This is a genomic window from Gordonia abscondita, assembly GCF_032711245.1.
GTDB lineage: Bacteria > Actinomycetota > Actinomycetes > Mycobacteriales > Mycobacteriaceae > Gordonia.
On the sequence record NZ_CP128986.1, the window covers coordinates 3,003,575 to 3,017,524 of the forward strand.

Genomic DNA, 13,950 nt, shown 5'->3' on the forward strand with positions numbered 1-13,950 from the left:
GACGGGTCACCCGATGCGTCGCACAGGTCCACCGTCACGATAGATTCAGAATTCAACTTCTCTCGACGAGTGAGGACTTCCAGCTGTGACCCAGATTCTGATCGCGGGAGCGATCTCGCTGGCTGTGTCGATTCTGCTCACCCCCGTGCTGATCAAGGTCTTCTCTCGCCAGGGCTTCGGCCAGGAGATCCGCGTCGAAGGTCCGCAGAGTCATCAGGCCAAGCGGGGTACCCCGTCCATGGGCGGGGTCGCGATCCTCGCGGCGCTGTGGCTCGGCTACCTGGGTGCGCATCTCGTCGGCTACATCCAGGACGGGTCGGGGCCGAGCGCCTCGGGTCTCCTCGTGCTCGGACTGGCGACAGCGCTGGGCATCGTCGGCTTCCTCGATGACTTCATCAAGATCCGCAAGCAGCGCAACCTCGGCTTGAACAAGACCGCGAAGTCGGTCGGGCAGTTCCTGGCCGCGATCATCTTCGGCGTGTTGCTACTGCAATTCCGTAACGGTGCTGAACTGACCCCGGCCAGCGAGCACCTGTCGTACGTGCGTGACATCAACGTGATCTCGCTGTCGGCGATCGGGTTCGTGTTCTTCTGCTGGCTCGTGGTGGCCGCGTGGTCGAATGCGGTGAACTTCACCGACGGGCTCGACGGTCTCGCCGCCGGATCGGCTGCCATGGTGATGGGCGCGTACGTGTTGATCACTTTCTGGCAGTTCCGTCAGTCGTGTGAACTGCTCGGCCCCACCGACGACAAAGCTGGCTGCTACCAGGTCCGCGACCCGCTTGACCTCGCCGTCGTCGCCGTCGCGGCTGGCGGCGCGTGCCTCGGCTTCCTCTGGTGGAATGCCGCGCCCGCAAAGATCTTCATGGGCGACACCGGGTCACTCGCCCTCGGCGGTCTTGTCGCGGGTCTGTCGATCACCACGAAGACCGAACTCCTCGCCGTCGTTCTCGGGGCACTGTTCGTCGCTGAAATCGTCTCCGTCGTCGTGCAGATCGCGTTCTTCCAGACCACCGGCAAGCGTGTGTTCCGGATGGCACCGTTCCACCACCACTTCGAGTTGGGCGGGTGGGCAGAGACGACCGTCATCATCAGATTCTGGTTGTTGACGGCGATCGCGTGCGCGCTCGGCCTGACCCTGTTCTACGGCGAGTACATTTCGCATGCCGGCTGACGTCTCGACGACACCGCTAGCGCTCGACGGTGCGCGGGTGCTCGTCGCCGGGGCACGTGCGACCGGGCTGGCAGTACTGAATCTCCTCGCCGACCAGGGTGCGACGGTCACGATGCTCGACACCAAATTTGTCGACGGCGCGACCGATAGCGAGTTGAGCGCGCGCGGTATCGCGACGGTCGGCCCCGACACGTTCGTCTCCGACGACGGAGCGGTGCGGACGCCGTCGGACATCGACCTGATCGTCGTATCGCCCGGCTTCCGACCGGATGACCCGTTGCTCGTCGCGTCGGCAGAGGCAGGTATCCCCGTGTGGGGAGACGTCGAACTGGCCTGGCGGGTTGATCGGGCAGGCCTGTACGGCCAACCGCGCACCTGGTTGGTGATCACCGGGACCAACGGCAAGACGACGACCACCTCGATGGCCGAAGCCATCGGGGATGCCGCGGGGCTGGCAGTCGCGGCGTGCGGAAACATCGGGCTGACAGTCGTCGACGCATTGCGCGCCGAGCCGCGCGCGGACGTGTTGTGCGTCGAGATGTCGTCGTTTCAGTTGCATTGGGCGCCGTCGGTCCGGCCGACGGCAGGCCTCGTCTTGAACGTCGCCGCCGACCACCTGGACTGGCATGGCTCGTTCGACGCGTATGCGCACGCCAAACAACGTGCGCTACTCGGCGATGTCGCTATCGTCGGACTCGACGACGACGTCGCTTCGCGGCTCCCGGTCGGCGAGGGCTCGCGACGCGTCGGATTCACGGCGGGCACACCGTCGGCTGGCGAGTTCGGGGTGATCGAGGGGATTCTCGTCGACCGTGCGTTTGCTGGCGCTCCGGTCCCACTGATCGCCGCGGACCGGGTCCGACCAGTCGGCCCGTCGGGGCTGGCTGACGCGCTCGCCGCGGCGGCTCTCATGCGGGCGGCGGGCGCATCGGCCGATGCGGTGGAACGAGGACTCGCAGGCTTCACCCCCGGGGCCCATCGTGGACAGGTCGTCGCCGATATCGACGGGCTCGTCTTCGTCGACGATTCCAAGGCGACCAATCCGCATGCGGCGCACGCCGCGATCGCCGCATTCGACCGAGTGGTTCTGATCGCGGGCGGTTTGCTAAAGGGTGCGGCAGTCGACGACCTCGTCGCGAAGAACGCAGGCAGGCTGGCCGGAATCGTCGCTATCGGGACGGATCGCGAGATCATTCTCGAGGCGATTACGCGACACGCACCAAAAGTCCCAGCAGTCACAGTATTCACAGGGGACGATGGTTCGGTGATGACTCAGCGGACTGGTGACGACACTCCCGCCATCACGGCGACCGGCGCGAACGGCGCCGACGCGGTGATGGCTCAGGCGGTCTCCGCCGCCTGGCAGTTGGCAGAGGCAGATGCTCGCGGTGGACGCGGTGTTGACGCGGTGCTCCTGGCACCCGCGGCCGCATCGTTGGACATGTTCGCGAGCTACGGGATGCGCGGCGATTCGTTCGCTGCGGCATCCGTCGCCCTCGCCGACACGCGGCGCCCATGAGCGCGCGGGGACCCCGAACGCGTCGTCGGCGGACAGACCCGGACGACGCGAATTCGGACCTCGACGACTTCCTCGACATCGAGACGCCCGACGCGGGAGGCACCCACGAGCGGGACGGGAATGCAGGGGATGGCGATATAGCGGACGGGGACGAACAGAAGTCGCGGGGGACGGCGGGGTCGCGGACCCTGAACCTGTCGATGTCGTCGGTGGACGTCCGCGGTGTCGTGACGACGTTCCGCGACGGGATCAAGACGCTCCTCGGCAAACCGCTGACCTCGTTCCATCTGGTGCTGTCGTTGACGGTGATCTTGACGGTCCTCGGCCTCATCATGGTTTTGTCGGCGTCTTCGGTCGAGGGCTATGCCAAAGACGGCTCCGCCTACGGGATGGTCACGACCCAGGCGATCTTCGCCGCCTTGGGACTCGTCCTGTTCTACGGGACGCTGAAGGTCCCAATCCGCTACTTCCGGCGGTTCGCGACTGTCGGCATCATGCTGGCGACGCTCTTACTGGTCCTCGTGCTGGTCCCGGGCATCGGTGTCACCGTCAACGGTGCACGCCGCTGGTTCTCCATCGCCGGGCTGTCCGTGCAGCCATCCGAACTGGTCAAAGTTGCGCTCTGCGTGTGGGGTGCACACCTGTTGGCGTCCCGACGGAGTGTCGGAGCCTTCGGTAAGGACCTGCTGCTTCCGCTCGTCCCGGTCGGCATCCTCGTCTGCGCACTCATCATCCTCGAGCCGAACCAGTCGACGACGATGATCATCGCGCTCATCGTCGGTGCACTCCTGTGGTTCGCCGGACTGCCCGGCCGGGTGTTCGGCGGCTTCGCGGTCGGATTCGTCGCTATCGCCGTGGTGCTCGCACTGTCGTCGAGCTACCGCGCCGCCCGCGTGTTCAGCTTCCTCGGCCGCACCGACGACCCGCTCGGTGACGGCTACCAGGCGACACAAGCGCAGTACGCGCTCGCCAACGGCGGCGTCTTCGGTGTCGGACTCGGCCGCAGCACCGCGAAATGGAACTATCTGCCGAACGCGCACAACGACTTCATCTTCGCGATCATCGGCGAAGAACTCGGCCTCATCGGTGCGCTCACCGTCGTCGCGCTGTTCCTCCTGCTCGGCTGGGTCGGCATGCGTATCGCCCGCCGCTCGATCGACCCGTTCCTGCGCCTGCTCTCGGCGACGATCACCGTGCTGTTCCTGGTGCAGGCGTTCATCAACATCGGTTACGTGATCGGGCTGCTCCCGGTGACCGGTATCCAGCTGCCCATTCTTTCGAACGGCGGCACATCGATGTTGACGATGTTGACGATGCTCGGCCTGCTCGCGACGGCGGCTCGCCACGAACCGGACGCGGTCCGCGCGTTGAGTGCCGCTCGCCCGCGCGGACTCGCCCGGGTTCTGCGTCTTCCGGCCCCCGAGATGTATAGCCCTCCGCGCACCGAGCAGCTCCGTGACCGCCTTGAACGTCGTCGCACGACGCAGGGTGACCGACGGCGGCCCGCACCGGCACCCCCTCGTGCCAGGCGTCCGCGCCAGGCGCAGCCCGCGCCGCGTCGGAGGGGCTCGGTCTCGTCTGGCGAGATCCACTATCCTGGCGGGAGAGGCCGGTCGGCCCGGCAGTCCGAAACGCAGCCGGAGTCGTTCCGGCGTGAGCGGTCAGAGCGCCGTCCGGACAGGCGGCGAGGCCGCGGTGACGATTGGCCGAACGAACGGGAGTACAGACGCCGGTGAGCAAGAACAGTGAGTCCGGCGTGAGGCCGTTGTCCGTCGTCGTCGCAGGAGGCGGAACGGCAGGCCACATCGAGCCGGCGCTCGCCGTCGCCGACGCGGTCCGCAGGCTCGATCCGACAGCGCGCATCACCGCCCTCGGCACCACCAGAGGGCTGGAGACGACGATCGTGCCCGACCGCGGCTACGACCTGAAGCTGATTCCACCGGTTCCGCTGCCGCGCAAGCCCGGTGTCGAGCTCGCCAAGACACCATGGCGAGTCGCCAGATCGGTCATCGCGACCCGCAAGGTCTTCGCCGAGGTAGACGCCGACGTCGTCGTCGGCTTCGGAGGTTACGTCGCATTGCCCGCGTACCTCGCGGCGCGAGCGAGCGGCCGCCGGTCGAGTCGATTGCCCGTCGTCGTCCACGAGGCGAACGCCAGTGCGGGCATCGCCAACAAGGTCGGTGCGAAGCTTGCTGACCGAGTGCTAGCCGCCGTCGCCGACAGCGGTCTCGCCGACGCGCAGGTCGTCGGAATTCCGGTGCGCGGGACGATCACCACCCTTGACCGTGCTGCGGTCCGTGCGCAGGCAAAGCAGTACTTCGGCCTCGCCCCGGACGCACCGACCCTTTTGGTATTCGGTGGGTCGCAAGGGGCGCAGCGGCTCAATGAGGCCGTCGCGCCCGCGGCGACCGCGCTCGGGGCGGCGGGGATCGGTGTACTGCACGCGTACGGACCCAAGAACTCCATCAGCCCAGTCTCGCCCGACGGCGCCCCCGCATATGTGGGGGTCAGCTATCTGAACCGGATGGACCTTGCGTACGCGGCCGCCGACTTGGTGATGTGCCGGTCCGGTGCGATGACCGTCGCCGAGATATCCGCGACTGGACTGCCCGCCGTATACGTGCCGTTACCCCACGGCAACGGGGAGCAACGCCTCAACGCGCTGCCCGTCGAACAAGTCGGAGGGTGCGTGATCGTCGACAACGATGTCGTCACCGCCGAGTGGGTCGGACGCGAGGTTCCGGCGCTCATCACCGACACCGATCGACTGGCCACGATGGGTGCGGCCGCTGCCAGCGTCGGCCATCGCGACGCCGCCGTCGCGGTCGCGAACGCCGCACTGGAACTCGCACGAGAGAGAAGAATCCGATGACCGCGCCAGCAACGCCGCAGCAGCTGCCCACGCAGCTCGCCCGGGTCCACATGGTCGGCATCGGCGGAGCCGGCATGTCAGGTCTCGCCCGGATCCTCCTCGCCCGCGGCGGTCAGGTGTCCGGCTCCGATGCCAAGGACTCCCGTGGCATCCTCGCGCTGCGCACTAGGGGAGCCGTCGTCCAAGTCGGTCACGCCCCATCGGCCCTCGACCTGCTCGACGGCGGCCCGACCGTCGTCGTCACGACCCGCGCCGCGATCCCGGACGACAACCCGGAACTCGTCGCCGCCCGAGAACGCGGTATCGAGATCCTGTATCGCCCGGAAGTCCTCGCGCTACTCATGGCCGACTATCGGACGTTGTTGGTCTCCGGCACGCACGGTAAGACGTCGACGACGTCGATGTCCGTCGTCGCCTTGCAGCACAGCGGTGTCGATCCGTCCTTCGCGATCGGCGGGGAGCTCAACGAGTCGGGCACCAACGCCCATCACGGGAGCGGCGACGTGTTCGTCGCAGAAGCCGACGAGAGCGACGGCTCGCTGCTGAAATACACGCCGGATGTGGTCGTCGTGACCAACATCGAAGTCGATCACCTGGACTTCTTCGGAACCGAAGCCGCTTACGTAGAGGTGTTCGACGCTTTCGCCGCGCAGATCCGCCCGGGCGGCAGCCTCGTTCTGTGCCTGGACGATCCGGGATCGGCCGCGCTCGGCGGTCGGTGCGCGGCCGCGCTGGCCGACCGGGGAGTGACTGTGCTCGGCTACGGGTCCGGTACCCATTCCGACCAGGCCCCGGGCGTCCCTCTTGTCGCGGAACTACTCGAAGTGGCCCCGCGCGGAGCGGGCAGTACGTCGGCGATCCGTCTGCACCCGCCGATCATTGACGGAGTCGTCGAGCGATCGCTCGAAGTGACTCTGCCCGGGCGGCATATGGCACTCAACGCGCTCGGTGCGCTCGTCGGCTGTGTCCGCACCGGTGTCGACGCAGACACGGTGGCCGACGGCATTGAAGGCTTCGGCGGTGTGCACCGGCGATTCGAGTTCCGCGGTCGTGAACGCGAAGTTGATGTGTACGACGACTACGCACACCATCCGACCGAGGTCCGTGCGGTGCTGCAGGCCGCGCGCGACGTAGTCCGTCACGGTTCCGGCCGGGTGATCGCGGTCTTTCAGCCGCACCTGTACTCGCGCACCGCGGAGTTCGCGACCGCGTTCGCGGCGTCCCTCAGCCTTGCCGACGCAGTCCTCGTTGCCGACGTATACGGGGCGCGTGAGGCCCCTCAGCCGGGAGTCAGCGGGCTGCTCATCGCCGACCAGGTGACGGTGCCAGCCGAGTTCGTGCCGAACATGTCCGAAATTGCGGGCGCAGTTGCCGGGCGGGCGCGGCGCGGCGATCTGGTGTTGACGATCGGCGCGGGCGACATCACGATGCAGGCCGCGTCGATCCTGTCGGCGCTGGCCGCGAGCGAATGAGTTCTCGCCGCGGCCGCGGCGAGACCGGGCGGCGTCCGAGCCGCTCGACGGTGATCGTCGCTCTGGTTCTGGCGCTGATCGTCGTCGGCTCTGCGGTGGCCGTCGCCTATTTCACCCCGCTCATGTCGGTCCGCAACGTCGATGTCGTCGGCGCGAAGGTCGTCGACGAGAACGAGATCCGGCGCGTCGCGCAGGCGCCGACCGGCACGCCGCTGCTCCAGGTCGATACCGGTGCGATCGCGAGCCGGATCGCGGTGCTGCCCGCGATCGAAGAGGTAACGGTCGAGCGGGAGTATCCGTCGACCCTCGCGATCGACGTGACCGAGCGCGTCCCGGTCGCCATCGTGGCGGAAAGCGCAGCGGACGACAACGCGGTGCAGGAAAACGGGAAAGTCGGCGTGATGGACCGGCTGGGCATCGTCTATCAGAGGTTCCCGGACCGGAAGTCGCTTCCCGCGGACGTCGCGGGACTTCCGACGCTCGTCACCGACCATCCGGGGCCGAAGGATCCGACGACGGTGGCCGTGCTGCGGGTCGCGCAGGCGCTGCCGCCGTGGTTGCACGATCGGACTGCGTCGATCGAGGCGTCGTCGCCGGTGGACATCACGCTCGTGCTGGACAGCAAACGCCGCGCGGTGTGGGGCGACTCGTCCCAGAACGAGGAGAAAGCCGAGTCGCTCCGCCAGATCCTCAGACTCAAGGGCGACGAATTCAATGTGTCGAGCCCGGACTATCCGGCGGTCAAGTGATGTGAGCGCTCGGTGACCTGCAGTCACCGTGGCGAACAATTATCGCGGCGAATCGCGACACGCCCAGACGCCTTGCAGGGCGTGGCAGGGCGAAGTCAATACCGTTAAGCACAGCGCACGTACTTGACATAACTATAACCCTATGGTTGAGCTTTAGGGTTTGAGTTCGAAGCAGGAAGGCATCATGACGCCACCCCACAACTACCTGGCTGTCATCAAGGTCGTCGGCATCGGCGGCGGCGGCGTGAACGCTGTCAACCGGATGATCGAGCAAGGACTCAAAGGTGTTGAATTCATTGCGATCAACACCGACGCACAGGCCCTGCTGATCTCCGACGCCGACGTCAAACTCGACATCGGACGCGACTCGACGCGCGGTCTCGGCGCGGGGGCCAACCCCGACGTCGGGCGTACCGCGGCCGAAGACGCGCGTGACGAGATTGAGGAGCTCCTCAAGGGCGCCGACATGGTCTTCGTCACCGCGGGTGAGGGCGGCGGCACCGGCACCGGCGGCGCGCCGGTCGTCGCTTCGATCGCGCGCAAACTCGGCGCCCTGACCGTCGGCGTCGTCACGCGACCGTTCTCATTCGAGGGCAAACGACGCGGCAACCAGGCCGATGAGGGCATCACCGCGCTCCGCGAATCCTGCGACACGCTCATCGTCATCCCCAACGACCGCCTCCTGCAGCTCGGCGACTCGCAGCTGTCCCTGATGGACGCGTTCCGCAGTGCCGACGAGGTCCTGCTGAACGGTGTTCAGGGCATCACCGATCTGATCACGACCCCGGGCCTGATCAACGTCGACTTCGCCGACGTCAAAGGCGTCATGAGTGATGCGGGCAGTGCGCTCATGGGCATCGGCGCATCGCGTGGCGAGGGACGGGCGAGCAAGGCTGCGCAGGCCGCAATCAACTCGCCGCTCCTGGAAGCATCGATGGAGGGCGCGCGCGGCGTGCTGATCTCCATCGCGGGCGGCAGCGACCTCGGTCTGTTCGAGATCAACGACGCGGCGTCGCAGGTGCAGGAGGCCGCGCACGAAGACGCCAACATCATCTTCGGCACCGTGATCGACGACAACCTCGGTGACGAGGTCCGGGTGACCGTCATCGCCGCGGGCTTCGACGGCAGTTCTTCGCGCAAGCGCTCGGAGGCGTCCGGCGCGGCTGCACCGGTAGCGGGTTCGGGGTCGGTCGCCAACGCCAGCGCGGGCGAGGTCTCGGCGCCTGCGGCCAAAGACGATCCGCTGTTCGGGGGTAACCGGGAGAAGGCCGGGAACCCGTTCGGCGAGCAGGCTCCGCGCCGCAACTCGCTCCGTTTCGACGACGACGACGTCGACGTGCCGGACTTCATGAAGTAGAAGGGCAATACAGAGCATGACCTTCAAGGTCCGTCGTGCCGTGACCACGCGGGCCGGTGGCGTCTCGCGGACACCGTACGACTCGTTCAATCTCGGCGACCATGTCGGTGACGACCCGGACGCCGTCGCAGACAACCGTGCCCGTCTGGCGCGTGATCTCGGGGTGGGGCCCGATCGCGTCGTTTGGATGGAGCAGGTCCACTCGCGAACGGTCACCGTCGTCGACGGCCCCGTCGCCGAGCCCGTTCCGGTCACCGACGCGCTCGTGACCACCCAGACCGACCTGGTCCTGGCGGTGCTGACCGCGGACTGCGTTCCAGTACTGCTCAGCGACGACGAGGCCGGTGTGATCGCCGCCGTCCACGCCGGGCGAGTCGGCGCGCGCATCGGGATCGTACCGGTGGTGCTGGACAAGATGGTCGAACTCGGGGCAACGGTCGAGCGGATCGGAGCCTTCCTCGGTCCCGCCGCTAGCGGCGACGAGTACGAGGTTCCACCCGCGATGCAAGCGGACGTCGAGAAGCATCTGCCCGGTAGTGCGACGCGGACCTCGAAGGGAACCGCCGGTCTCGACCTCCGTGCCGGTATCCGGCGTCAACTCATTGAGGCGGGCGTCGCGGCTGTCGCCGCCGACCCGCGCTGCACGATCACCGACACACGTCTGTTCAGCCATCGGCGCGGTGCGCCGACCGGCCGGATCGCATCGGTGATCTGGATGGACTCGGAGTGATCGGCGGCCGCCGCGACGAACTCGCGACGGCGCTCGCCGCGGCGCGTGAGCGGGTCGCTGTCGCCGAACGTGCCGCGGGTCGCCTCGAGGGCGAGGTCACTGTCCTGGTCGTCACGAAATTCTTTCCCGCGACAGATGTCGAGCACCTGCTCGATCTCGGCGTCCGCGAGTTCGGGGAGTCTCGTGAGCCGGAGGCGAGCCGCAAGATCACGCAGGTCCGCGCCGATCGCGGCGACGTCGTCTTCGATGCGGACATGATCGGCCGAGTGCAGCGGAAGAAGGCTCGGTCGGTCAGCAGGTGGGCGCGTCGGGTGCATTCGATCGACTCGATCGACCTCGTCGATGCGCTCGGGGGAGCGGCACGACGGAGCCTCGATGACGGTGAGCGGACCGCCCCACTCGGCGTTCTTCTGCAGATGAGCTTGGACGGTGACCCTGAACGCGGGGGACTGGTCGAGTCCGATCTGCGTGGTGCTGCGGACCGGGTTGCGGACTTCGCCGACGAGCTCCGGCTGGACGGCCTCATGGTGATCGCACCGTTGGGGCTCGAGGCGGGCGAGGCGATGGCGCGGGCTGCGGGCATTCGTGAACGCTTCGTCGCCGACTATCCGGGCGCGCGCGAGTTGTCGGCGGGTATGTCTGGCGATCTGGAACAAGCGATCGCACACGGATCGACATGTGTGCGTGTCGGAACCGCAATCATGGGCGCAAGGCCGATACTCTCCCCTTAGTCACATTGGTCACAACAGAACCATCTGGATCAATAGACACCGACTTTCACAATCACCTCGTGCATCCGTAGAAAGGCTTCCGATGACGACGATGCAGAAGTTCAAGGCATATTTCGGCATGGTGCCTCCGAACGAGTACGACGACGATTACTTCGAGGAGCCCGGCGACGGCGCACCGCTCAGTGCGCGTGAGCGCACCTACATGGAGAAGTACCGTTCCAGCTCGATGCGCGAGGAGCCGTTCTACGACGACGACTACCGCGACGGCATGGTGCGCGGGGACATGGTGCGCGGGGAGCTCCGTGAGCCGGAGTACCGCGGCGAGTACCGCGAAGCGGGCTACCGTGAGATCGAGTTCGAGGCTCCGGTTCGCGAGGAGCGCTTCGAAGGTGCCCGCGGTTACGCGCCCAGGGCGAGCCGTCCGTACGGGGCGTCGCGCCACGTGGTCGATTCTCCCGCGCCGCGCCGCCTCTCCGACGACGTACCCGCTCGCTCGCGACTGGAGCCGCTCGACCGGCCGTCCACCCTCAGTGTGCGCGGCGCCAACGCGATCGCTCCCGAACCCCGTATGGAGGTCGACCCGATGGGTGACGCGGCAGGTAAGATCAGCACGCTGCGCCCGGCGGACTACTCGGAGGCGCGCACCATCGGTGAGCGGTACCGCGACGGCAACCCGGTCATCATGGATCTCGTCGATATGAGTAACGACGACGCCAAGCGCCTCGTCGACTTCGCCGCCGGACTCGCGTTCGCGGCACGGGGTTCGCTGGAGAAGGTCGCCACCAAGGTGTTCCTGCTCTCGCCCGCCGGTATCGACGTGACGCCTGAACAGCGTCGACGGATCGCCGAGACGGGGTTCTCCAACCAGGCCTGATCGTAGGTCGGCAGTGACTCACGCCGCGTCGATGCGCCAACGGGCGCGTCGACGCGGCGTTCTCGTTCGTCATCAGGCACCCTTGTAGGGTGACGTCCTTTCTGTGGATCCTCTATTTCGTTCTGTTCGTCTACACGATGCTGCTCCTCGCGCGCCTCGTGCTCGAGACGGTGCAGTCGTTCGCCAGGCGGTGGCGGCCAAAAGGCCCGTCCGTGATCGCGATCGAAGTCGTGTTCACCTCGACCGACCCGCCGGTGAAATTCTTGCGTCGGGTCGTCCCGCCGCTGAATCTCGGTGCCGTCCGTCTGGATCTGTCTCTGCTGATCGTGCTCATCGTGGTGTCAATAGGAATGGAGATCACACAGCGCTTCGCGTTCGCCTCGGTCGGGTGAGCCGGGCGTCGGCGCGAACGGAGCCTTCGTGGTCGAGCAAACGCAGTCATCGGTGCAGGCCAGGTAAGCTTCCGTGCGAATCGGCACTGGGGCATAACAGCACTAGATGACGATTAGATCGAGGTTCGATTGCGAACTGGTGGAGGCTTCGGGCGACACTTGGTCCTGAAGTGACGAGATGACACGCTAGTGACGTAGTGGTACTGGTATTAATGGAATGGCGATGAAAATCGTCGCATAGACGTGTTCGCCCGGGCGGACGATCTCGTGTCCACCCGGATACGAACGAAAGGTAAGAGGGGAATCGGCAAATGCGGCTGACACCGGCTGATGTGCACAACGTGGCGTTCAGTAAACCGCCGATCGGCAAGCGGGGCTACAACGAGGACGAGGTCGACCAGTTCCTCGACTTCGCTGAAGCGGAACTCACGCGCCTGATCGACGAGAACAACGATCTCAAGCAGCGCGTCAGCGAGTTGGAGACCGAGCTCGCGGAAGCTCGTGCCGCCGGGCCCGCCCAGACTCAGGCATTCGCTGCGCCCGCTCCGGCACCGGAGCCGACCCCGGCTCCCGTCGCAGCGCCGCCCGCCCCGGCGCCAGCCACCGACGATGAGGCGAGCGGCCGCGCCGCCCGCATCCTCGCTCTCGCGCAGGACACCGCCGACCGGGTTACCGGGTCGGCCCGCGGCGAAGCGGACAGCCTGCTCGCCGACGCCCGCCACCGCAGCGAAGGACTGGTCGCCGACGCTCAGGGCAACGCTGACGCGACGCTCGCCGACGCACGCCAGCGCAGCGAGGCCCTCCTCGCCGACGCACAGACGCGCGCCGAAACGCAGGTCCGTCAGGCCCAGGAGCGTGCCGACTTCCTGCAGCGTGACGCGGAGCAGAAGCACACCGAGATCATGACGACCATCAACCAGCAGCGCAGTGTGCTGGAAGGTCGGATCGAGCAGTTGAAGACGTTCGAGCGCGAGTACCGCACGCGACTGAAGACCTACCTGGAATCGCAGCTGGAGGAACTGCAGCAGCGCGGAAGCGCCGCTCCTGCGGAGTCCGGGCAGGGCCAGGGCTTCGACGGCGGCTACCAGCAGAGCTGACGTGGCCGTCCCAACTGATCAGACCGAGCCGATGAGGAACTCCCCATGCTGACCCTTGCCGTGGGAATGACCCTCATCGGCTTCGTCTTGCTCGTCGTTGCCCTGATGCAGTCGAGCTTCTGGCTCGCCATCGGTTGCATCGTCGTCTGCGTCGTCGGTCTGCTCATCCTGCTTTTCGACACGCTCCGCGCCAACAAGCGTGGCAGAGGCGGCGTCGAAGACGAACCGCTGTTCACGATCCGTGGTCGCGAATCGGCCTCCCGCGCAGAGCCGCTCATCGACGACGCAGGCGAAGGGACAGTTGCCGCGAACGCGTCCGGCGCGACCCCGTCTGCCGAAGCGGAGCCCGAAGACACCGTGCGTTCGGGGGCCCGGTCCGCTGACGATGCGACCGAAGTCGTAGCGCCAGTGACGCAGGGTTACACGCCGACGTGGGAGAGCGACACGGCGGCTACACCGGGTCCGAGCTCGCCGGGTCTGCACTCGCCGGGCCTGGGATCAATCGTGTCACCGGAAGCGCACGGCAATGCAGTCGGTGACGTGCCTGGACAGGGTTCCGTCGAAGAGACCGGTGACGCCAACGATTACATTCGCTCCGTGACGGGATCCTTCCCGGTGCAGACGGGGCAGCAGCCGACCGCGGCATCCGGCTCGGATACGTGGACGCCGGCGAGCGGGGCCTTCGCGTCACCGGCCGACGCCGCACCCGCGGGCACCGATCCCGACGACGTCGACCCCGACCGGTACGTTGGTCGCCGCCGACGCATCGAGCAGTCGGAGAATGTGGTTGTCAACACCTCCGACCCGACATTGCCCGCCATGCAGTTCGTGTACCGCGACACCGACGGCGCCGATACTGGCGAGCGGCGGGCGGAAGCCCCGTCGGCTGACACCCAATCTGGGGATGCCCAACCTGGAGATACTCGGGCGGCCGACACCCCGTCGACCGACGAGCCGGACAACAGGTAGGGTTTAAACCAGTC

The 13,950-nt window shown here is 66.9% G+C and carries 13 protein-coding genes; all 13 read left to right on the forward strand.

The window, feature by feature from the left end:
* The first annotated feature begins 85 nt into the window (after window positions 1–85).
* Window positions 86–1,174 (forward strand): phospho-N-acetylmuramoyl-pentapeptide-transferase, encoded by a 1,089-nt coding sequence (gene mraY / locus MP11Mi_RS14175; protein WP_420039537.1) that lies wholly within the window; start codon window positions 86–88, stop codon window positions 1,172–1,174.
* Window positions 1,164–2,693: a UDP-N-acetylmuramoyl-L-alanine--D-glutamate ligase gene (gene murD, locus MP11Mi_RS14180; protein ID WP_420039538.1), complete on the forward strand. Its 1,530-nt coding sequence runs from the start codon at window positions 1,164–1,166 to the stop codon at window positions 2,691–2,693. Before mraY ends, murD begins: the two co-directional genes overlap by 11 nt.
* A complete protein-coding gene (gene ftsW / locus MP11Mi_RS14185) occupies window positions 2,690–4,429 on the forward strand; it encodes a putative lipid II flippase FtsW (RefSeq protein ID WP_420712797.1) in 1,740 nt (579 codons plus the stop codon). Before murD ends, ftsW begins: the two co-directional genes overlap by 4 nt.
* Window positions 4,426–5,565 carry an undecaprenyldiphospho-muramoylpentapeptide beta-N-acetylglucosaminyltransferase gene (murG, locus tag MP11Mi_RS14190; RefSeq protein WP_420039539.1) on the forward strand — a complete coding sequence of 380 codons (1,140 nt, stop codon included), beginning with the start codon at window positions 4,426–4,428 and terminating at the stop codon, window positions 5,563–5,565. The genes ftsW and murG overlap by 4 nt, the downstream gene beginning before the upstream one ends.
* A complete protein-coding gene (gene murC / locus MP11Mi_RS14195) occupies window positions 5,562–7,037 on the forward strand; it encodes a UDP-N-acetylmuramate--L-alanine ligase (RefSeq protein ID WP_420039540.1) in 1,476 nt (491 codons plus the stop codon). Before murG ends, murC begins: the two co-directional genes overlap by 4 nt.
* Window positions 7,034–7,786 carry a cell division protein FtsQ/DivIB gene (locus MP11Mi_RS14200; RefSeq protein ID WP_420039541.1) on the forward strand — a complete coding sequence of 251 codons (753 nt, stop codon included), beginning with the start codon at window positions 7,034–7,036 and terminating at the stop codon, window positions 7,784–7,786. The genes murC and MP11Mi_RS14200 overlap by 4 nt, the downstream gene beginning before the upstream one ends.
* A 184-nt stretch (window positions 7,787–7,970) precedes the next feature.
* Entirely contained in the window at window positions 7,971–9,143 is a 1,173-nt protein-coding gene (ftsZ, locus tag MP11Mi_RS14205; protein WP_420039542.1) for a cell division protein FtsZ, read from the forward strand.
* Window positions 9,144–9,159: 16 nt separating this feature from the next.
* The gene (gene pgeF, locus MP11Mi_RS14210; RefSeq protein WP_420039543.1) at window positions 9,160–9,873 is read left to right on the forward strand and encodes a peptidoglycan editing factor PgeF; all 714 of its coding nucleotides are present in this window, start codon (window positions 9,160–9,162) and stop codon (window positions 9,871–9,873) included.
* Window positions 9,870–10,604, forward strand: coding sequence for a YggS family pyridoxal phosphate-dependent enzyme (locus MP11Mi_RS14215; protein ID WP_420039544.1), 735 nt, complete (start codon window positions 9,870–9,872; stop codon window positions 10,602–10,604). The genes pgeF and MP11Mi_RS14215 overlap by 4 nt, the downstream gene beginning before the upstream one ends.
* Before the next feature lie 82 nt (window positions 10,605–10,686).
* Entirely contained in the window at window positions 10,687–11,478 is a 792-nt protein-coding gene (locus MP11Mi_RS14220; protein ID WP_420039545.1) for a cell division protein SepF, read from the forward strand.
* A gap of 89 nt (window positions 11,479–11,567) precedes the next feature.
* Entirely contained in the window at window positions 11,568–11,870 is a 303-nt protein-coding gene (locus MP11Mi_RS14225) for a YggT family protein (protein ID WP_420039546.1), read from the forward strand.
* Window positions 11,871–12,181: 311 nt separating this feature from the next.
* A complete protein-coding gene (gene wag31 / locus MP11Mi_RS14230) occupies window positions 12,182–12,967 on the forward strand; it encodes a DivIVA-like cell division protein Wag31 (RefSeq protein ID WP_420039547.1) in 786 nt (261 codons plus the stop codon).
* Between the two features lie 45 nt (window positions 12,968–13,012).
* Entirely contained in the window at window positions 13,013–13,936 is a 924-nt protein-coding gene (locus tag MP11Mi_RS14235; RefSeq protein WP_420039548.1) for a prolipoprotein diacylglyceryl transferase, read from the forward strand.
* Window positions 13,937–13,950: the final 14 nt, after the last annotated feature.

Bases quoted from the DNA above. Each gene is read 5' to 3' on its own strand.
- murD (WP_420039538.1), top strand. From the start codon at position 1,164: ATGCCGGCTGACGTCTCGACGACACCGCTAGCGCTCGACGGTGCGCGG.
- murC (WP_420039540.1), top strand. From the start codon at position 5,562: ATGACCGCGCCAGCAACGCCGCAGCAGCTGCCCACGCAGCTCGCCCGG.
- MP11Mi_RS14235 (WP_420039548.1), top strand. From the start codon at position 13,013: ATGCTGACCCTTGCCGTGGGAATGACCCTCATCGGCTTCGTCTTGCTC.
- pgeF (WP_420039543.1), top strand. From the start codon at position 9,160: ATGACCTTCAAGGTCCGTCGTGCCGTGACCACGCGGGCCGGTGGCGTC.
- ftsZ (WP_420039542.1), top strand. From the start codon at position 7,971: ATGACGCCACCCCACAACTACCTGGCTGTCATCAAGGTCGTCGGCATC.
- wag31 (WP_420039547.1), top strand. From the start codon at position 12,182: ATGCGGCTGACACCGGCTGATGTGCACAACGTGGCGTTCAGTAAACCG.
- MP11Mi_RS14220 (WP_420039545.1), top strand. From the start codon at position 10,687: ATGACGACGATGCAGAAGTTCAAGGCATATTTCGGCATGGTGCCTCCG.
- ftsW (WP_420712797.1), top strand. From the start codon at position 2,690: ATGAGCGCGCGGGGACCCCGAACGCGTCGTCGGCGGACAGACCCGGAC.
- MP11Mi_RS14200 (WP_420039541.1), top strand. From the start codon at position 7,034: ATGAGTTCTCGCCGCGGCCGCGGCGAGACCGGGCGGCGTCCGAGCCGC.